We start from the raw sequence: 18,528 nt of genomic DNA, 5'->3' as shown, positions 1-18,528 counted from the left end.
CTGATAGTTATATGTAACATATAAACTGTATCATCTATTCCTTAGAAAAGTCAGTAGAGTAATCATAGCAAATAGAACAGGCTTTAGACTGTATATAGATTTGAGGCTCTTTTTAAGGTATTTTTTATCTAAGTCCCACTAGTGAAGAAACCCTAGTCTTGACAAGATTACTTTGCTTCTCTCAGGGATGCAAGGACGAAAATACTTACTTTTGGATAAGTTCTAAAAGTGAATCTCATTAGCTTTGTCAACCTCACGTTCCACAGAAAAGTTATTCAATTCCAGCGCGGAGCGCGCGGGAGATGGAACGATAGTTTCAAATCCAGTTTGTCACTCGTTTAAGGGTTCTAAAGAATCCATGCTCCGTATAGGAACGCATTCATCTGGGCTGCTGACTCAATGTCTGACTGGAGTGGAGCCTCTAATCAGATGCATGGTAACGAGATATGCCCACCTTCCACTTTTACGAAGAAACAGCTTTCAGATGTGAGCCATGATGAGATAAGTAGTTCGAGTTAATCACCCGATTACGCCCAGAAGTTTTAGCCTGTAACAGACATTGATCGGCACGATACAGCAGACTTTCTCCTTTCTCATCATCCTCAGCTTGCAGAGAGGCTGTACCCAAGCTAATGGTGATATTAATTGTCAGTTTATTGTTGAGTGCAAATGGTTCGTCGCTGACTACGCGATTGAGACGACGGGCTACTAATAGTGCTTCATCATCAGTAGTGTTAGCTAAAAGAATTACAAATTCCTCGCCACCATAGCGGAATGCTGTATCTTGACAGCGCAGATTGTGGCGCAAACGCTGACATAATACTTGTAAAATGCGATCGCCTACTAAATGCCCATGAGTATCGTTAACTTTCTTAAAATGATCTACATCCAGAATAATCAAACTCAAGGAAGTTTTTTGAGTCCTAGCTCTTTGAATTTGCCTGGGTAAATCCCATTCTAAAGCACGACGATTATTTAATTCTGTCAACGAATCGGCTAAAGCGATCGCAGATAACATATCATTTGTCCGAATCAAATCTCGGTATTTTTGTGCTTTCCGCAAACCAACTGTCAATTGAGCAAGTATTAGTCCATGATTGGCAGTCAACTCTGCCAAGCTATAATCTGTTTTTTCTTCAATAAGATGCCAAATATATGCATCGGCTCCTTGCTTTAGGGCCGCAGCACTCATTTCCAATTCCCTTTGCCAACCCTTATTTCTATCAGTCAGCTGTTGGGAACGATCCTCGAAGAGAATACAATATATCCACGATAGTTTTGTCTGATCTTTCAACCAACTGCAGAGTTCCATACTACTATCCAGGCTAGCTTGCACCAGGATTATATCGGGGGGTGTTGTTTTAATCCGCGACACTGCTCGATCCAAATTGTCTATAACTTCTACACTAAAAGCAGTCGCATAACGGATCTGATCTGGAAGTGTGGCGATAAAATTATTTTTTCCAAAGATCAGAATAGAAATATTCATTGCTTTATTTTTTATCCTATTTAAATTTTAAATAAATTCACTTGGTAACTACTGCTCTTGTCGTCTAATACTAAATATGATCTTCTCGGCTAAATTATATTTTTTGACATCTTGTTTTTTGAGCATTGATTAGATAGTGAACTTCCAAATTTAATTTTATTTTAAGACTTTATATTTACTAATGCAGTTTTGGAAGTATTCATTTCTAACAACTAATGTCTTCTTTACAGGTTGTTTTTAAAACAGTAAAAATACTGAATATTATTTCAATATATAAAAACTATTCCTGTGGTTTCTTAAGTACTATTTACCTGATGGAATTACCGAAACAAATAGTTTGTAATAACCATTGTATTGTCAGCTAAATTTATTCTCAAATAGAAAATTGAAGAAACCATAAAGTTTTTCATTGAATTATCAAATCCAAAATTTTATTATGTAATTAAAAATATCATGTCCCCTAAAAATTTTTAGCTTTTTATTTATAATTTAGGCTTCAATCAAATATTAAAAAAGTATTTAAATTATATATAAAAGATACAGATACAGCAAAACTAACTACTGCTATGTACAGTAGCTTTTTGGGGCTTACCTACCCTCTAAATCAAGACATAAATTGTCGGGTAAAAATTTATAATTTAAGTGAAATTTAACCAAAAAAAACAATGCATTAGCAGGAGAAATAAAATATTTCTGCCTACACTTTATCTGGATTTGTCTATTTACTTAATTTACATCTTTTTGATTTGCTGTAACATCATAAATTGGGAAAACAAAGCTAAATAAAAAAATTATGTCAAAACCTGCCCCTAATTTGGGGAAATTATTTCTATTCCGCCCCTCTACAGGCGGAAAATATAAAAAAATTTTGTTAGCGTCGCCTGAGATATTAAAGTCTAAACTTCTTCTGTAAAAAGCTGGAATCTGATCGATAACCTTCTACAGCGTAACCGGCAGCAACAATTACCTGTTTGATTGACTCCTCAGAAGCTTCGGACTCCACGGTGACCGTTTTAGCGTTAATATCAACATCCACTTTGACCTCAGGTTCCATAACGTGGATAGACTCAGTAATTATTTCTGCATATTCCTCACAAGCAATATTTGATACTTTCAGTTTTAGTGCCATTTGTTACCTCAGTATGGGAATTTTAAACTATTTCTTAATGATTAATTTTAAGCAGCGAAATGCGATCACCTATCCTACCAGAGTCAGGTTATGGTGTAAAAGCGTCCTAATCACTACATTTTGCTCACCGACTGGCAGAATTCGCTGGCAGTAATATGAAACAAAATGCAAGAATATATAAAGCTATTTATGAAAATACACCTATCTAGTGCCGCTACGCCCAAGTCGAAAGTCTAAAGTCTAAAGTTAAAAACACCTATGTCTTCAAATCCCCAGTACCTAAGCGGTAACGAAATTCGCAACATATTTCTCGACTTCTTTGCTCAACGGGAACACCAAATTCTCCCAAGTGCCTCCCTCGTGCCAGAAGACCCAACTGTACTGCTGACGATCGCGGGGATGCTACCATTTAAGCCGATATTCTTAGGGCAACGCACACCAGAATTTAAGCGGGCTACGACTTCGCAAAAGTGTATCCGCACCAACGATATCGAAAATGTTGGACGCACCAAACGGCATCACACGTTTTTTGAGATGCTGGGCAATTTCAGCTTTGGTGATTATTTTAAAGAACAAGCGATCGCTTGGGGTTGGGAAATATCCACACAAGTCTTTGGCTTTTCCCCTGAAAATCTCGTCGTTAGCGTTTTTGAAGATGATGATGAAGCCTTTGGGATTTGGCGCGATCAAATCGGTGTGCCGATAGCGAGAATTAAACGCTTGGGCGAAGATGATAACTTTTGGGTATCTGGCCCGACTGGGCCTTGTGGCCCTTGTTCGGAAATTTATTACGACTTCCACCCAGAACGCGGTGACGAAAATATAGATTTAGAAGACGATTCCCGGTTCATCGAGTTTTACAACCTCGTCTTCATGCAATATAACCGAGATGCTTCCGGGAATTTAACGCCACTGCAAAACAAAAACATCGACACCGGCATGGGTTTGGAGAGAATGGCGCAAATTCTCCAAAAAGTGCCCAATAACTACGAAACTGACCTGATTTTCCCAATTATTCAAACAGCAGGGCAAATTGCTGGTGTTGATTACCACAGCAGTGATGAAAAAACCAAAACTTCCCTAAAAGTCATCGGCGATCATATTCGCGCTGTCATCCACATGATTGCTGATGAAATTCGCGCTTCCAACGTTGGACGCGGTTATGTGCTGCGGCGCTTAATTCGCCGTGTGGTGCGTCATGGGCGATTAATTGGGATTTCTGGTGAATTTACTACCCAAGTTGCCGAAACTGCGATCGCTCTTTCCGAATCAGCTTACCCCAATGTGCGCCAACGAGAAGCAGCAATTAAAGCTGAGTTGCAACGGGAAGAATCCAATTTCCTTAGAACTCTGGATAGAGGCGAAAAACTACTAGAAGAAATCATCCAAGAGGTGAAACAGCAAGGGAAAACTCAAATTAGCGGTGAAAGTGCATTTACCCTCTATGACACCTACGGATTTCCCCTTGAACTTACTCAAGAAGTCGCCGAAGAAAATAATCTCACAGTCGATGAAGCGGGATTCAATGCGGAAATGCAAAAGCAGGTGGAACGTGCTAAAGCAGCACATGAAACCATCGATTTAACTGTGCAAGGTTCCCTCGACAAATTAGCAGAACACATCCAAGTCACCGAATTTTTAGGCTATACCCAACCTGCAACGACGGCAAAAGTCGAAGCAATATTGGTAGATGGTGTTTCTCAAGAGGAAGCAGAAGCAGGAACAGAAGTGCAAATTGTTCTTGACAAAACGCCATTTTATGCGGAATCCGGGGGGCAAATCGGCGATCGCGGTTATATCTCTGGTGATGGTATCGTAATTCGGGTGGAAGACGTGAAGAAAGAATCTGATTTCTTTGTTCACTTCGGACACATCGAACGCGGTACACTGCGCGTAGGCGATCGCGTCAGCGCTCAAATCGATCCGGCTTGTCGCCGTCGCGCTCAAGCTAACCATACCGCAACGCACCTATTGCAAGCTGCATTGAAAAAAATTGTTGATGAGGGCATATCTCAAGCAGGTTCTCTGGTTTCCTTTGATAGGTTGCGCTTCGACTTCAACTGTCCCCGCGCTTTGACAGCAGAAGAAGTTCAACAAGTTGAAGAACAGGTGAACACTTGGATTGCTGAGGCTCATGCTGCAAAAGTGGAAGTATTACCATTAGCAGAGGCGAAAGCTAGGGGTGCTGTTGCCATGTTCGGGGAAAAATATGGTGAGGAAGTGCGGGTAATTGACTTTCCTAGCGTATCAATGGAACTATGCGGTGGAACTCATGTCAGTAATACTGCTGAAATTGGCGTGTTCAAGATTATCTCAGAAGCTGGTGTAGCTTCTGGGGTGCGTCGGATTGAAGCTGTTTCGGGGCCAGCAATCCTAGATTATCTCAACCTGCGGGATAAAGTAGTTAAAGATTTGAGCGATCGCTTTAAAGTTAAACCCGAAGAATTACCAGACAGAATCACAAGTCTGCAAAGCGAACTGAGAAATAGCCAGAAGGAATTAGAAACCTTAAAGGTACAGCTAGCGATCGCTAAATCAGACAGCTTGCTACAAACAGCCCAAACCGTAGGCGATCATAAAATTATTGTCGCCCAATTAGAAGATGTCGATCCAGAATCATTGAAAACCGCAGCCGAACGTTTGTTGCAAAAAATTGGTAACGGTGCAGTGGTACTAGGTTCTGTTCCCGAAGAGGGAAAAGTGAGTATAGTTGCAGCTTTTAGTTCAGAAGTGAACAAAAAAGGTTTGCAAGCTGGTAAATTTGTGGGTGCGATCGCTAAAATTTGCGGCGGCGGCGGCGGTGGAAGACCGAACTTAGCTCAAGCCGGCGGACGCGATGCAACTAAATTACCAGATGCGTTGGGACAAGCGGAAAGTGATTTAAAGTCCGCGTTGGGTTAATAAGCTGCTAACGCGAAACCTAACCCCCAAGCTCCATTTTCTATAGAACTTACGCACACGCGCTCAGGGGCAATTCATGAATTGCCCTACTGAACATCAAGGTTTCAACTATTAGTTTGCATAAGTCCTGTTCTATTTTCAAGGCAAATATAAATATATTGTTATTTATTATTCCCCTCTGCCCCCTGCCCCCTGCCCCCTGCCTCCTTGCTTCCTCCCCATTCCCCAGATATGCGTCAGACTTTTCTATAATAATTAAGTCATTCCCCGTCATTAAAAACAGCCTGTGACTACCACTCCCCTACCTCCAAGTTCAACTGCTCAGGTTCCAGATACGCTAGGCCGCTTCGGACGCTTTGGCGGTAAGTATGTACCTGAAACGCTCATGCCTGCCTTGGCTGAATTAGAAACAGCTTATCAGCAATACCGCAATGACCCTGGTTTTCAAGCAGAACTACAGCAGTTGTTACGAGACTATGTAGGACGTGCGACACCATTGTATTTTGCTGAACGCCTGACTGCTCATTATGCCCGACCCGATCGCACCGGGCCACAAATTTACTTGAAACGTGAAGATTTAAATCACACTGGTGCTCACAAAATCAATAATGCCCTTGGTCAGGTATTGTTGGCGAAACGCATGGGTAAGCAGCGGATTATTGCTGAAACGGGTGCTGGACAACATGGAGTTGCTACAGCCACAGTTTGCGCTCGTTTTGGGCTGGAATGCATAATTTACATGGGTGTTCAGGACATGGAACGCCAAGCTTTAAATGTTTTTAGAATGCGGCTGATGGGAGCAGAAGTGCGGCCTGTGGACGCGGGAACCGGAACTTTAAAGGATGCTACTTCCGAAGCAATCAGAGATTGGGTGACAAATGTGGAAACTACTCACTACATCCTGGGTTCGGTAGCAGGGCCTCATCCTTACCCTATGATGGTACGTGATTTCCATGCAGTAATCGGCGAAGAAACCCGCGCCCAAGCAATGGAAAAGTGGGGTGGATTACCTGATATTCTCTTGGCTTGTGTAGGTGGTGGTTCCAATGCAATGGGACTATTCTATGAGTTTATAAATGAGCCTTTTATACGCTTCATTGGGATTGAGGCAGCTGGGGAAGGTGTCAATACCGAAAAACACGCAGCTACATTGACAAAAGGACGAATTGGTGTATTGCACGGAGCCATGAGCTACCTACTGCAAGATGAAGATGGGCAAATCATTGAGGCACACTCAATTAGTGCGGGATTAGATTATCCCGGCGTGGGGCCAGAACATAGCTATTTAAAGGATACTGGTCGTGCTGAATACTATAGTGTGACAGATGCAGAGGCTTTGGCGGCATTTCAGCGATTATCGAAATTAGAGGGGATTATCCCAGCATTGGAAACAGCCCATGCGATCGCTTATCTCGAAACCCTCTGTCCTCAACTAACCGGCAGTCCTCGGATTGTAATTAACTGCTCTGGACGTGGTGACAAAGATGTACAAACGGTAGCCAAATTATTATACCCAGCGTAAATCTACATAAAATATTTGGGAGAAAACAATAATGGATCGACAATTCCAATACCCAATGTTAAGCTGTTACGCATTTAATTTGTATATTTAATCGTGTTCGCGCAGCGTCTCCTTCAGGAGAGAGTTGTCATTGGTCATTGGTCATTGGTCATCAGTCATTTGTATTTCAAAGGACAGATGACCGTCGCTTCGCTTCAATTCAAAATTCAAAATTCAAAATTCAAAAATAATTAAATAATTTTTAATTCCAACATTTTTGAATTGCATGAATTTGGGATCGTAGTTTGGATTGGAGCAACGGTCAAGCGCGAAGATTTATGAATGGAGGTATAAAAAAAAGCGCAGCATCATTATTTCAAGCCCCCGGATTTATCCGTGGGGATTGTAATGCGTGAACTTTGAATGCGTGAATGCGTGAATTCCCCCGTTCGCGTAGCGTCTGGCAGAGAAGGGGGTTGGCCAATTGACGTAAGGACGGTCTGAATGCAAAAATGTACAACCTAGACACGCATCAGCTTACCGCAACCCACTCACAACGAGTTGGCACGCCAAAGCTTTGTGCAAAGTATGAAAATGCACATTTTCAAGAATATCCTTCCTAGTAACATGGATGTTTATACACAGTTTATTTCTGATTGGGAAACTGTTAACAACAACGAACCTTTCTGGAGTGCTGTACGCGATTTAGATTTGGTGCCGCTAGTTACTTAGAAAATCCGCAAACTGATAAATTGTTAGCGTTCGTTATGGCTTTGACCAGAAGAGACAGGGAGAAAAGGAGCTCTTAGCGGGGGGAGCAAGCCCTTTCAAGAACTGCGTGGAATGAAGGGGGGAACATGGGTACAAGCCCCGTCATAAAGGACGCTTATACGGGGCATCCAAGCTCCGTCCTGGTCTTCCCCTCTGCTCCCAGCAAGAACTGCCCCTTTTCCTCTTGTTGACTGGTGAGGTGTCCGTGCTGCATGAGCGGCTAGACACCATTGAACGGTTGCTAGAGGTGAAAGGTATTTTATCAGCTAGTGAGATTGAAGCTTACGAGCCAGATGCCAAAGTAACCAAGGAACGGGAACAGTGGCGTGCAGAATATATTGCACGGGTGTTGCGCGTGGTACAGGAAGAGTTAGAAACCCTCAACCAAAGCTAGTTGAAATCACGCAGATATTTTGCTGAATCAATCTAGCCTATTTATATTCTACATTCCGTATCTTCAACTGCCACAATCGTTTTTTACTGATTTTTATATGTAAATAAAGTCATTTAATATACTTAATAACAGTAAAATAACTGAATATTGAAGATAAACAAGCATAATCTGAAACTAAAGAAATCCCAAAAATTTAGTAATTACACTACTATATGACAGCTAAGTACGGAATGTAGATACAAATAATCATACTAATGCTAGAAGACGATTATTGATTAAATAGCACTATTTTTCTGTAAAATCATAAATTTAAACGTTTGCTAGTAGTTTTTGAATAAAAAAGCCTACAAATAGAGCTATATAGACCTATAAGCAATTTGTCACATTGATATTAGTTAGTTACATTGTCTAAAACTTTACTTCTAGCAAATGATTAAACCAATAATTTACAGCGTTGCTTTAGGCACTATTATTCTCAGTAGTGGAGCGATCGCTACTCCTGTGACTAATTCAGCTTTTACGCCGATGGTTTCAGATGTGTCAAATAGTACTGTTAAAATTGCAGCATCTACCATCGACACTGCTGCTCTAGAACAGTCGGTTTTTAACCAAATTAATAATTACAGAATTTCCCAAGGGCTACCAGCGCTGACTCGTAATGTTGCTATCGATAATCAAGTGAGGATTCACAGTCAGAACATGGCTAATGGTACTGTTCCCTTTGGACATAATGGATTTTCAGAACGTCTTAGAGCAACCCGTATTTCTTACAGAGCAGGTGCTGAAAATGTCGCTTACAACCAGGGATACAAAGATCCTGCCACAAAAGCTGTTCAAGGCTGGCTCAAAAGTCCAGGGCATCTTGCCAATATCAGAGGTAATTATAATCTGACGGGGATTGGTATTGCCAAAAATAGTCAAGGCGCAATCTACTTCACACAAATATTCATTCGCTGATATGTTTGACGCAATGTGCTATTTAATATTCTGACCTCACTTCCATTCCTCTCTCCGGTAAAGAGAAAGGCTTTGAAAGCAAGGGGCTGAGAAATGAGGTTTAAGTAAAAATTGCACACAGCGTTAGATTTGGTAAAATTTAGGTTTTTCTCAAATTCCCCAGACTTCAACCTGTTAGCAAAGCTTTTGCGAGATATTTCCTGAAAATTTGAAATTATCAGCAAAATTAACCGTGATTTTCATGAAGCTGACCTATTGAAATACTGACAATTGGAAATGATTGTTTGTGTTACTTGTAAAGGATGTAGCCAAATTGCCTAAATTCATCATTACTTAACAGTATTGTGGTATATATCCTTGGAACAATAGGGTAGAGTAGAAGTCTTATATCTCTACACATTACGCAATTCTCCATGTTCCGACAAACTGCTTTTGGCATCGCTTTAAGTGCGCTTGTCCTTGCTAGTGGATTAACGACTGCTCCGATACCAAATCATACTTCTACGAATACATCCACCCGTAATAAGCTGTTGTCGCTTTTTTCTAGTCAGGTTGCAATATCGACTCCTACTTTTAAAACTACTGAGCTAGAAAAATCAGTATTTGACCAAATTAATCGATATCGGGCTTCTAAAGGGCTGCCAAAGTTGACCTTAAATGCAAATTTAACTCGACAGGCAAGAATTCATAGTCTAAATATGGCTAAAGGTAAAACCCCATTTAGCCATCAGGGATTTGAAGGGCGAGTCAAAGCTATCCCGATTCGCTATAACAGTGCAGCAGAAAATGTTGCTTTCAATCGGGGATATAGCAACCCCGTAGAGGAAGCTGTTACTGGTTGGATCAAAAGTCCCGGACACCTAAAGAATCTTAAAGGAAATTACAACCTGACTGGAATTGGTGTTGCTACTAATAATCAAGGCGAAGTCTACCTGACACAGATGTTTTTTCGCACTAGGTAGATTTAATTTCTGATTTTTTTGCACAATAATAATCTAGTGTCTGACAAGACTTTTTTCTGCTGGACACTGCTATTATTTTTGAACAATTGATGACATTACCAGATTTTCAGGTGAGCGATCGCGACCTCAGTGACGCAGCCCTCAGCCAGTATTTAGAATCTACAGCGATCGCAGTTGATACAGAAACGATGGGATTGCTACCGTTGCGCGATCGCTTATGTCTCGTCCAGCTGTGCAATCTTGAAGGGAAAGTGACTGCAATCCGCATAGCCAAAGGACAAGCTGACGCTCCCAATTTAAAAAAACTCTTGGAAGCAGTCAATGTTGTGAAAGTGTTTCACTTTGCTAGATTTGACTTGGCCACTTTGCGAGCCAATCTGGGGATTCAGGCAGAGCCGATTTTTTGCACCAAAATTGCCAGTAAATTAGCCCGTACTTACACAAATCGCCACGGACTCAAAGATGTGGTACAAGAGTTAGAACAAGTGGAACTAGATAAAAGCTCTCAAAGTTCTGATTGGGGCAACGCCGTTAGTTTATCTGAAGCTCAACTAAGTTATGCTGCTAATGATGTGCGCTACTTGCTTAGTGTGCAGCAGAAGCTAATAGAAATGCTCAAACGAGAAGAACGTTGGCAAATTGCTCAAGAATGTTTTAAATTTCTTCCAACGATAGTTTCTTTAGATTTGTTGCAATTTAAGGATTTGTTTGAACACTGATCAAACCCTAAACCTATTACAAAAGTTATTGATCTGGAGGACAAATATCACTAGACAGAATATTCTGTCTTCTGGTCGGAGCTTCGGAGTCTCCGGCTCCATTTGTGAATTGTGACTTTTCTGCTCATGAAAATCGAGATTAGACCTCTTGAAAAATTTTCTAACACCCCACCCCTAACCTCTCTTCGCTATCAAAGAGGAGAAACTTTGACGTTAGTCAAAGGCAAAGTGGGGTTCTTATGCTTAATTTATACAAGAGGTCTATTCGCTAACTTTCTAAGTTATTTTTTGCCTAAGATCCAATATTGGAATTATTCAGTGTCTCTAGGAGTTTTAGATTCACTAATGCCTTCTTTGACATTACTGGCTCCCTCTTGAACGTTTTCTTTGACATTACTGGCTCCCTCTTGAACGTTTTCTTTGAGGTTACTAGCTCCCTCTTGAACGTTTTCTTTAAGGTTACTGGCTCCCTCTTGAACATTTTCTTTGAGGTTACTAGCTCCCTCTTGAACGTTTTCTTTGAGGTTACTGGCTCCCTCTTGAATGTTTTCTTTAAGGTTACTGGCTCCCTCTTTAATGCCTTCCTTAAGGTTACTGACTCCCTGTTTAACAGCTTCCGTCGCGCTAGTACCACCCTTTTGCTGAAGCTCTTGGTGAGTTTTTAGCCGATCTACAACATTATACTCATCTGCACCTGGGGGAGTTGTTGATTCAACAATCCCTTCTGTTGGGCCACCGATCTCCTTCCATGCGGCAAGACCACCTTTAAGTTGGGAGACATGCTCAAATCCATTAGAACGCAGTTGTTGTGCGGCTTGGGCAGAGTCTTGTTCATTGGCTCCGTAGACGTAAATATCACGGCTCTTATCCAAAGAAGCTGCTGCACGCTCTACCAATTCATCTGCTGGCATTGGCATTGCTCCCATAATGTGACCTTCATTGTAGGTCGTGCGATCGCGCACATCTAGGATTGTAAAAGCTGGTTCGCCCCATTCCAAACGAGTCTTCAGGACATGAGCATCAGTTTGTGCTTCTATTGGTTCCTGTGGAGGAATGATGCCGCCGACTAAATTATTAACCATAATTTTTCCTTACTGACGATATTAATAGCAATTTAGCGAACTGAAGATATTTAATTGATCTTTCTCTAGTATGAATATTCTCAAACTCTCTCTTCAGATAGAGTGAATTATTTCCAGGATTTCTACCAATTCATAAATTGCAAATAATGCCATTTAAGAGTATACGTAGTAATTTTTCCGATAAATTTAATTAAATAATTTAAAGTTTATATTTTTGATATTTTAGTAATTTAGATATTTTTCATTTTATTAAATCACTCATAAATCGAGAAAAACATTAGTTGAAAATGAAAAATATTTAGCGATGAATATAGTAATTGATACCTTTTTAATATCAGCGATCGCTCATATAGCAGTCCTAAATCATTTGTGAAATATTTTTGGAGTTGGCTGTCATAAGTCATTTGTCCTTTGTAATTACAAATGACGAATGATTTATGACCAAGCACGATCATAACAAAAATTTTCATAATCTCATTTAGGATTGCTATAGAGCAATTCTTTTTGCTGTTGATTTTGTCTGTTAAAGCTGGTTTTGCTGCCCTATATGCCTTCTGGGGATGCTTTCAGTCATGGGCTTGTCATAGTCTCTAAACTGAAACTTGTAGTATAGTATATGCTTAAGAGGGCAGCTACATGTAAATGCACCAGCGTAGATTTTCGTAGACCTTCTTCAAGAAAACATATGTATTGGTTATAGTACAGTCGAGTAAGTAGGACTTGAGAACCTAGATTGGCTGATAAGTTAGTTTGTAAGCCTTTATAGAGACCTAATTAATCAAGGAGTGCGTTACTCTTTTAAAGTTGTAGCAATTGCCGTTGCTTCTGGATGTGTCTTTTGACTATTGGCGGTTACAGAGATGGGTTTTAATTACACTTATCCAAAATGCAAAAAAAAAATCTAACATTATACAATGCAAATTTAAAATTATGCAATAATCATGCAATAATTATAAATTTTATCGGCATGACAATGGCTGAGGTTGTCATAAGCTTCATGGAAATTAAATGTACACAAGTACTACAGTAGCGATGGTACTCAGCAGAGAAGCGCGTAAATAAACTCTCAATAGAAACACGTAAAGTAAAACTGGCGCAACAGTAAATCGCCCAATCTACAATAGACAGCATTATGGTTATGGTTACTGCTACTACTCCCAAAATTCTGATCGTTGATGACGACTTCGGCGTCCGAAATCTTGTATATCGTTTTTTAAGCCGGAAATATCAAATAGAGTCGGCAGCAGATGGTAGGACTGCCTTATCGTTGTTTGAGCAATTCAACCCAGCTTTAGTAATTCTAGATTGGAATTTGCCGGATGTTACTGGTTATAATCTTTGCCAAGAAATGCAGAGTCGTACTAACGTCTTAGTGCTGATACTGACTAGTAGGACTGACGAGGCTGATAAAATTAAAATCTTAAGCGCAGGTGCTGATGATTTCATGACTAAACCATTTAGTCTTGCAGAAGTTGAAGTTAGAGTAGAAGCTCTTTTGAGGCGGATACGCTACATCAATCCCTCCCCAACACAACGTATCGTTTTCAAGCAACTAGTAATTAATCCAGAGGGTCGGGAGGTAACACTTAACGATAAAATCCTTGCCTTAACAGCGTTGGAATTTAATATCTTACATTTTTTGGCAAGTCATCCTAATCAGGCTTGGAGTCGTCCACAACTAATCCAACAAATCTGGGGTTGCGACTACGTAGGAGATGGCCGGGTGGTTGATGTGCATATTGGTCAGCTTCGCAAAAAGATGGAAGTCGATCCCAGCATACCGGAGTTTATTAAAACTGTGCGAGGCTATGGTTACAAGTTTGAAGCGCCCGACGAGAATACTAATTCGTAATTAATGAGTATTTACACCATTGTTTATTAATGGAGACAAAAGAGTGCATTTATGCATGGGGTAATAATTATAAATTCTCATGGCATCTGATATCATGTCCGCCTAATTAGTTATAATTCCCGCTTCTGTGCAAAAAGCGCAAAAGCCTCTTTCTCCCTGCTCCCTGCCCCCAGTAAGAACTGCGGTCTAAATGATAAGTCTTTAACCGGACACGATATGACTTACCTAGATACTTTTACTGAGGCTTGACCGTATAAGTTGCGTTAATTTGGGACGTTGATACAAACTGATTTGGTGATAAGTAGCAGCTATTTTTTGAAATAGATTTTAGAGTCATTGGAACAAATAATTAAATTTTAAGTAGCTAGAGAAAAAGCTTCTGCAACCGCTTTTCGTAATTCAATCAATACGAAATAATTGCTAGGATATAAATAGTCTTCACCTGATTCATCAATAACTCTAATCATTCGGTGCTTAACAGCATCAGAATCAAAAACAGTCTGGTAAATTTTCCGAATTTCTAAAGAAGCAGGATAATCTTTGTTGCTAATGCAAACAACATATTGAGTTTCTGTGTTCGCTGACTGCATAACGACTCCTATAGAAAGCGTTTTATTTTAATTTCTTTCTTACCAATTCCGTGGGCTTCATACCAGTGTAACTCAGTTTCATAAATGCTTCCGTCGTCTCAGCTAATGGTTGCAAAGCCTTTAAGTTTCCGCCACCGTCCTGAACCATAAGTTTTACGCAAGCGTTCTAGTTCACGAATGGAGTTACCAACAGCAATTATTTCAATATTGGTGATGTCTCCGATAATTTCAAAATTCAAGTAAGCATTACTCCTAGTAAATATTGCAACAAAGAACTTTTAACTACAATCCACCGCCAATCTTTGACTAACCAACTCAGCCGCTAAATGTATAGCTGCTTTCATACTCGTAGCATCAGCAATTCCTTTACCCGCAATATCAAACGCTGTTCCGTGATCGGGTGAAGTCCGAACAAAAGGAAGACCTATAGAAGTATTAACTGCTCGATCAAACGCCATCAGCTTCACAGGAATTAAGCCTTGGTCGTGGTAAAGTGCCAAGTAGCCATCAGCAGGATTTTCTACTAAAGAATTTCCATACCAAGCTTGACCAGGTTTAACCCACATTGTATCTGGCGGTATTGGCCCATCTAACTGCAATTGTGGTCGCTTTTGTCGCTCTTGCTCTAACCAGGGAATTAACCAATCTTGTTCTTCATGTCCAAGTTGTCCTTGTTCGCCACTATGGGGATTTAACCCGGCGATCGCAATTCTCCCTCTATATATACCAAAATCTTTCTCCAAGCACTCCACCAGCAAATCCAGTTTTTGTGTCAACAACTGCGGTGTCAACACATCAGCTACTTGACGTAGGGGAATATGTGTGGTTGCAAGTAAAGCGCGGAGTGTCCAATCAGTATGAGGTGATCGCGCTACGAATAACATCCCAAAACGGTCAACACCTGATTTTTGTGCCAAAAGTTCCGTTTGCCCTGGATAATTATATCCTGCGGCTTTCCAAGCAGATTTAGCGATCGGCCCTGTGACAATACCATCAAATTTACCAGCCAGTGTTTCGGCGATCGCATATTCCATATATGCAAAACTAGCCGCACCACTGGCTGCATTACCTATTCCTGAAATAATTCGATCTTTAATTTTTCCATCCAACTGCACATCGCTGACTGACAACTCATCTGGATTTGCCAAAGCTACTAAATTCTCAGTTAAATTCAGTTTGTGATAAATCTGTGTGAGCAAATCTCCGTTACCCACTACTGTAACGTCATATTTTTGACAAATTTCTGGATCAGTTAAAGCTTTCAAAATCACCTCCGGCCCAATCCCCGCTGGATCTCCCAGCGTCAGCGCCAAACGCGGACGATTCTCTTTAACAAAATTTATTAAACTAGCTTGATTATTTGGATACATAAAATCTCTTCATAATTATTATCATCAAAATTTCCCAATTTCCCCATCTTCCTTCTGGAAAGAGTAGGGATTGCCCCCCGAACCAGTAGGGATTACCTGCTAAACTAGTTTAAAATTATTTACACAGGTCTAATCCTACAGCAATTATTGAAAAGCTTCTGGTAGACCTAGTTTACACACCACTTTGCATAAGGAGAATCACACCAATGGGCGGCGAAATTTTGAATGCAGCTCTATTATCTTTCGGTTTAATCTTCGTGGGCTGGGGCTTAGGCGCGTTGTTACTGAAAATTCAGGGCACAGAAGAATAATTAGTACTGAGTGCTGAGTTAAGAATTAAGAGTTATTATTCTCCCCACTCCCCATTCCCTACTAACTTTTTCATCGAAATGAGAAAAAAAGCTTGTCCGTTAATCGGACAGCTTTTTTCCCATAAGTCTATCCAAATAAATTGATTTTCTGAGAAAAGATGTAAACTTTTGTTTGCATAGGTTATTCTGATAACATTATTTTCATAAAACATTAAAATTTATTACAACCCTCATGACATTATTAATCGTTGGTGCCACTGGCACCTTAGGAAGACAAGTGGCTCGTCGTGCGATCGATGAGGGATATAAAGTACGCTGTCTTGTCCGCAGCAGTAAAAAAGCAGCTTTTCTTAAAGAATGGGGTGCAGAACTCGTACCCGGAAATTTGCGTTACCCCGATACCTTAGCCGAAGCATTGGAAGGTGTAACCCAAGTTATTGATGCTTCAACATCTCGCCCTACAGATTCACTGAGTATCAAACAAGTGGACTGGGAAGGCAAAGTAGCATTGATTCAAGCTGCAAAAGCAGCGAGTGTAGAGCGTTTTATCTTCTTTTCTATTTTAGATGCCGATAAATATCCAGAAGTGCCGCTAATGGAAATTAAGCGGTGTACAGAACTATTCTTGGCTGAGTCAGGCTTGAATTATACCATCTTGCGACTAGCTGGATTTATGCAAGGGTTAATCAGTCAGTATGGGATTCCCATTTTGGAAGGACAGCCAGTTTGGGTAACAGGTAATTCTTCTCCCATCGCCTATATGGACACTCAGGACATTGCTAAGTTTGCAATCCGAGCATTGAGTGTACCAGAAACGGAAAACCAAGCTTTTCCTGTAGTCGGTACTCGTGCATGGAGTGCAGAAGAAATTATCAACCTGTGCGAACGCTTATCTGGAAAAGATGCCAGAGTAACGCGGATGCCAATAAACTTACTGCGTGCTGTTCGCGGCATAATGCGTTTCTTTCAGTGGGGATGGAACGTAGCAGACAGGCTAGCGTTTACAGAAGTATTGGCTAGTGGTAAACAGTTAAATGCTTCAATGGATGAAGTATATACAGTGTTTGATTTAGATCAGCAACAAACCACAACTCTAGAAAGCTATCTACAAGAGTACTTCAGCCGAATAATGAAGAAGCTAAAAGAAGTAGACTACCAGAAAAATAAAAATAAAAAGCAGAAACCGAAAAAAACTCCTTTTAAAGAGTCTTCAAAAGCCAATAGTCAATAGTCATTACAAAACAGACATTAGTCGTAAAACTCTAGACTCTGGATATTTAGACTCTAGATTAATGACTACATGACCAAAAATGTGTAACGATTACATAATACAGAGCATCGCCTAAACTTGGATATTTGAGTGTGCCGAAAGCAGGCATTATCTACAATGACGTTAAACCGATAGCGGGCCGTGTCGCTATCGAGTTGAAAGACAAGCTAACCGCAGCCGGTTGGAATGTATGTATCACATCGAGTATTGGTGGTATACTAGGCTACCCTAACCCGGAGAGTCCTGTGTGCCATACTCCCATTGACGGTCTGACACCCCCTGGTTTTGACTCAGATATGGAGTTTGCAGTGGTATTAGGGGGAGACGGGACTGTTCTAGCAGCGTCTCGTCAAGTAGCCCCTTGTGGTATTCCACTATTAACAGTGAATACCGGCCACATGGGATTTTTGACAGAAACTTTTCTGAATCAATTGCCCCAAGCGCTAGAACAGGCGATGGCAGGTGAGTATGAAATTGAAGAACGAGCTATGCTCACTGTCAAAGTGTTTCGGGATGATTCAGTGCTATGGGAAGCCCTATGCTTGAATGAAATGGTGCTACACCGGGAACCTTTGACCTCTATGTGCCATTTTGAAATTGCCATAGGGCGTCATGCACCAGTAGATATTGCCGCAGATGGTGTGATTGTTTCTACGCCTACTGGTTCTACAGCTTACTCATTGAGTGCTGGTGGGCCAGTGGTGACTCCTGGCGTACCTGTTTTACAGCTAGTACCAATTTGTCCCCATTCCCTAGCTTCTAGAGCATTGGTATTTCCAGATACTGAATCGGTCAATATTTACCCAGTCAATATCCCTCGGCTGGTAATGGTAGTAGATGGGAATGGAGGGTGCTATATATTACCAGAAGATCGAGTATATATGGAGCGATCGCAATATAGTGCCAGATTTATTCGCCTACAACCGCCTGAGTTTTTCCGAATTTTGCGAGAAAAATTAGGTTGGGGTTTGCCACATATCGCTAAACCAACTTCGGTAGAATTGCCGTAAGGATTGGGGAAGGTGGGGCCCCCTCTGGGGATAAGGGGTAATGGGGATTGGGCATTGGTTATTAATTCTTTTCCCTTATCGCCCTCATCAACCTATTCCCTATGACGGCAGTTGCTCCACTTGGGGAAACCCCTTGGCGCTAGCCTCTCCCTTTGGGAGAAGACCGCACTGCCTCCCCCATGCCCCCATTTGCTGATTTCCTTCCAGAATTACTGGTATG

17 protein-coding genes and 1 pseudogene are annotated in these 18,528 nt (G+C 40.9%); 11 read left to right on the top strand and 7 right to left on the bottom strand.

Translation table 11 applies throughout. The annotated features are described in order from the left end of the window. Nucleotides 1–463 precede the first annotated feature (463 nt). On the bottom strand, nt 464–1,489 hold the full coding sequence (locus tag HWQ58_RS04670; protein ID WP_292858402.1) for a diguanylate cyclase: 1,026 nt from the start codon (nt 1,487–1,489) through the stop codon (nt 464–466). Between the two features lie 889 nt (nt 1,490–2,378). Next, nucleotides 2,379–2,618, bottom strand: a complete 240-nt coding sequence (locus HWQ58_RS04665; RefSeq protein ID WP_292858399.1) for a heavy-metal-associated domain-containing protein — start codon at nt 2,616–2,618, stop codon at nt 2,379–2,381. 258 nt (nt 2,619–2,876) lie between these two features. Here HWQ58_RS04665 and alaS point away from each other — a divergent pair, with 258 nt between their 5' ends. The 7 genes from alaS (at nt 2,877) to HWQ58_RS04630 (ending at nt 10,823) form a co-directional block, all read left to right on the top strand. After that, the gene (gene alaS / locus HWQ58_RS04660; RefSeq protein WP_292858396.1) at nt 2,877–5,519 is read left to right on the top strand and encodes an alanine--tRNA ligase; all 2,643 of its coding nucleotides are present in this window, start codon (nt 2,877–2,879) and stop codon (nt 5,517–5,519) included. Nucleotides 5,520–5,805: 286 nt separating this feature from the next. After that, nucleotides 5,806–7,041, top strand: a complete 1,236-nt coding sequence (gene trpB / locus HWQ58_RS04655) for a tryptophan synthase subunit beta (protein WP_292858393.1) — start codon at nt 5,806–5,808, stop codon at nt 7,039–7,041. A gap of 573 nt (nt 7,042–7,614) precedes the next feature. Next, nucleotides 7,615–7,752, top strand: coding sequence for a hypothetical protein (locus HWQ58_RS04650; protein ID WP_292858390.1), 138 nt, complete (start codon nt 7,615–7,617; stop codon nt 7,750–7,752). Nucleotides 7,753–7,996: 244 nt separating this feature from the next. Continuing rightward, the gene (locus tag HWQ58_RS04645) at nt 7,997–8,185 is read left to right on the top strand and encodes a hypothetical protein (protein WP_292858387.1); all 189 of its coding nucleotides are present in this window, start codon (nt 7,997–7,999) and stop codon (nt 8,183–8,185) included. Between the two features lie 429 nt (nt 8,186–8,614). Further along, complete coding sequence (locus HWQ58_RS04640) at nt 8,615–9,142, top strand: CAP domain-containing protein (protein WP_292858384.1); 528 nt, start codon at nt 8,615–8,617, stop codon at nt 9,140–9,142. 413 nt (nt 9,143–9,555) lie between these two features. Beyond that, nucleotides 9,556–10,104: a CAP domain-containing protein gene (locus HWQ58_RS04635; RefSeq protein ID WP_292858381.1), complete on the top strand. Its 549-nt coding sequence runs from the start codon at nt 9,556–9,558 to the stop codon at nt 10,102–10,104. A gap of 89 nt (nt 10,105–10,193) precedes the next feature. Then, nucleotides 10,194–10,823 carry a ribonuclease D gene (locus HWQ58_RS04630; RefSeq protein WP_292858378.1) on the top strand — a complete coding sequence of 210 codons (630 nt, stop codon included), beginning with the start codon at nt 10,194–10,196 and terminating at the stop codon, nt 10,821–10,823. Between the two features lie 635 nt (nt 10,824–11,458). On the opposite strand, the pseudogene HWQ58_RS04625 reads toward HWQ58_RS04630, so the two are convergent. Both HWQ58_RS04625 and HWQ58_RS04620 read right to left on the bottom strand, forming a co-directional pair. Next, nucleotides 11,459–11,905 (bottom strand): annotated as a pseudogene (locus tag HWQ58_RS04625) (rhodanese-like domain-containing protein); the annotation flags it as partial. Nucleotides 11,906–12,159: 254 nt separating this feature from the next. Next, complete coding sequence (locus HWQ58_RS04620) at nt 12,160–12,375, bottom strand: hypothetical protein (protein ID WP_292858375.1); 216 nt, start codon at nt 12,373–12,375, stop codon at nt 12,160–12,162. Between the two features lie 662 nt (nt 12,376–13,037). Between HWQ58_RS04620 and HWQ58_RS04615 the strand changes: the two genes are divergently transcribed. Beyond that, nucleotides 13,038–13,757 (top strand): response regulator transcription factor, encoded by a 720-nt coding sequence (locus HWQ58_RS04615; protein WP_292858372.1) that lies wholly within the window; start codon nt 13,038–13,040, stop codon nt 13,755–13,757. 356 nt (nt 13,758–14,113) lie between these two features. Here the strand turns inward: HWQ58_RS04615 and HWQ58_RS04610 are convergent, their stop codons facing one another. The 3 genes from HWQ58_RS04610 to pdxA all read right to left on the bottom strand — a co-directional run bounded on the left by HWQ58_RS04610 (nt 14,114) and on the right by pdxA (nt 15,717). Beyond that, entirely contained in the window at nt 14,114–14,347 is a 234-nt protein-coding gene (locus HWQ58_RS04610; RefSeq protein WP_292858369.1) for a hypothetical protein, read from the bottom strand. Nucleotides 14,348–14,445: 98 nt separating this feature from the next. Continuing rightward, entirely contained in the window at nt 14,446–14,586 is a 141-nt protein-coding gene (locus tag HWQ58_RS04605; RefSeq protein ID WP_292858366.1) for a hypothetical protein, read from the bottom strand. A 39-nt stretch (nt 14,587–14,625) separates the two neighbouring features. Beyond that, nucleotides 14,626–15,717 carry a 4-hydroxythreonine-4-phosphate dehydrogenase PdxA gene (gene pdxA / locus HWQ58_RS04600; RefSeq protein WP_292858364.1) on the bottom strand — a complete coding sequence of 364 codons (1,092 nt, stop codon included), beginning with the start codon at nt 15,715–15,717 and terminating at the stop codon, nt 14,626–14,628. A 206-nt stretch (nt 15,718–15,923) separates the two neighbouring features. On the opposite strand from pdxA, the gene HWQ58_RS04595 reads away from it, so the two are divergent. The 3 genes from HWQ58_RS04595 to HWQ58_RS04585 all read left to right on the top strand — a co-directional run bounded on the left by HWQ58_RS04595 (nt 15,924) and on the right by HWQ58_RS04585 (nt 18,308). Continuing rightward, nucleotides 15,924–16,028, top strand: coding sequence for a PetM family cytochrome b6-f complex subunit 7 (locus HWQ58_RS04595; protein WP_094344256.1), 105 nt, complete (start codon nt 15,924–15,926; stop codon nt 16,026–16,028). 232 nt (nt 16,029–16,260) lie between these two features. Continuing rightward, complete coding sequence (locus tag HWQ58_RS04590) at nt 16,261–17,259, top strand: SDR family oxidoreductase (RefSeq protein WP_292858361.1); 999 nt, start codon at nt 16,261–16,263, stop codon at nt 17,257–17,259. A gap of 131 nt (nt 17,260–17,390) precedes the next feature. After that, the gene (locus HWQ58_RS04585; RefSeq protein ID WP_292858358.1) at nt 17,391–18,308 is read left to right on the top strand and encodes an NAD(+) kinase; all 918 of its coding nucleotides are present in this window, start codon (nt 17,391–17,393) and stop codon (nt 18,306–18,308) included. The last annotated feature ends 220 nt before the right edge of the window (nt 18,309–18,528 follow it).

The sequence above is a fragment of the Nostoc sp. LPT genome, assembly GCF_017115165.1.
Lineage (GTDB): Bacteria > Cyanobacteriota > Cyanobacteriia > Cyanobacteriales > Nostocaceae > Nostoc.
Note: the sequence above shows the minus strand (reverse complement) of the source record. Positions and strands in the feature narration are given on the sequence as shown.

Coding starts and splice junctions, on each gene's coding strand:
- HWQ58_RS04670 (WP_292858402.1), bottom strand. CDS start 1,489: ATGAATATTTCTATTCTGATCTTTGGAAAAAATAATTTTATCGCCACA.
- HWQ58_RS04665 (WP_292858399.1), bottom strand. CDS start 2,618: ATGGCACTAAAACTGAAAGTATCAAATATTGCTTGTGAGGAATATGCA.
- alaS (WP_292858396.1), top strand. CDS start 2,877: ATGTCTTCAAATCCCCAGTACCTAAGCGGTAACGAAATTCGCAACATA.
- HWQ58_RS04650 (WP_292858390.1), top strand. CDS start 7,615: ATGCACATTTTCAAGAATATCCTTCCTAGTAACATGGATGTTTATACA.
- HWQ58_RS04640 (WP_292858384.1), top strand. CDS start 8,615: ATGATTAAACCAATAATTTACAGCGTTGCTTTAGGCACTATTATTCTC.
- HWQ58_RS04635 (WP_292858381.1), top strand. CDS start 9,556: ATGTTCCGACAAACTGCTTTTGGCATCGCTTTAAGTGCGCTTGTCCTT.
- HWQ58_RS04630 (WP_292858378.1), top strand. CDS start 10,194: ATGACATTACCAGATTTTCAGGTGAGCGATCGCGACCTCAGTGACGCA.
- HWQ58_RS04620 (WP_292858375.1), bottom strand. CDS start 12,375: ATGAAAATTTTTGTTATGATCGTGCTTGGTCATAAATCATTCGTCATT.
- HWQ58_RS04615 (WP_292858372.1), top strand. CDS start 13,038: ATGGTTATGGTTACTGCTACTACTCCCAAAATTCTGATCGTTGATGAC.
- HWQ58_RS04610 (WP_292858369.1), bottom strand. CDS start 14,347: ATGCAGTCAGCGAACACAGAAACTCAATATGTTGTTTGCATTAGCAAC.
- pdxA (WP_292858364.1), bottom strand. CDS start 15,717: ATGTATCCAAATAATCAAGCTAGTTTAATAAATTTTGTTAAAGAGAAT.
- HWQ58_RS04595 (WP_094344256.1), top strand. CDS start 15,924: ATGGGCGGCGAAATTTTGAATGCAGCTCTATTATCTTTCGGTTTAATC.
- HWQ58_RS04590 (WP_292858361.1), top strand. CDS start 16,261: ATGACATTATTAATCGTTGGTGCCACTGGCACCTTAGGAAGACAAGTG.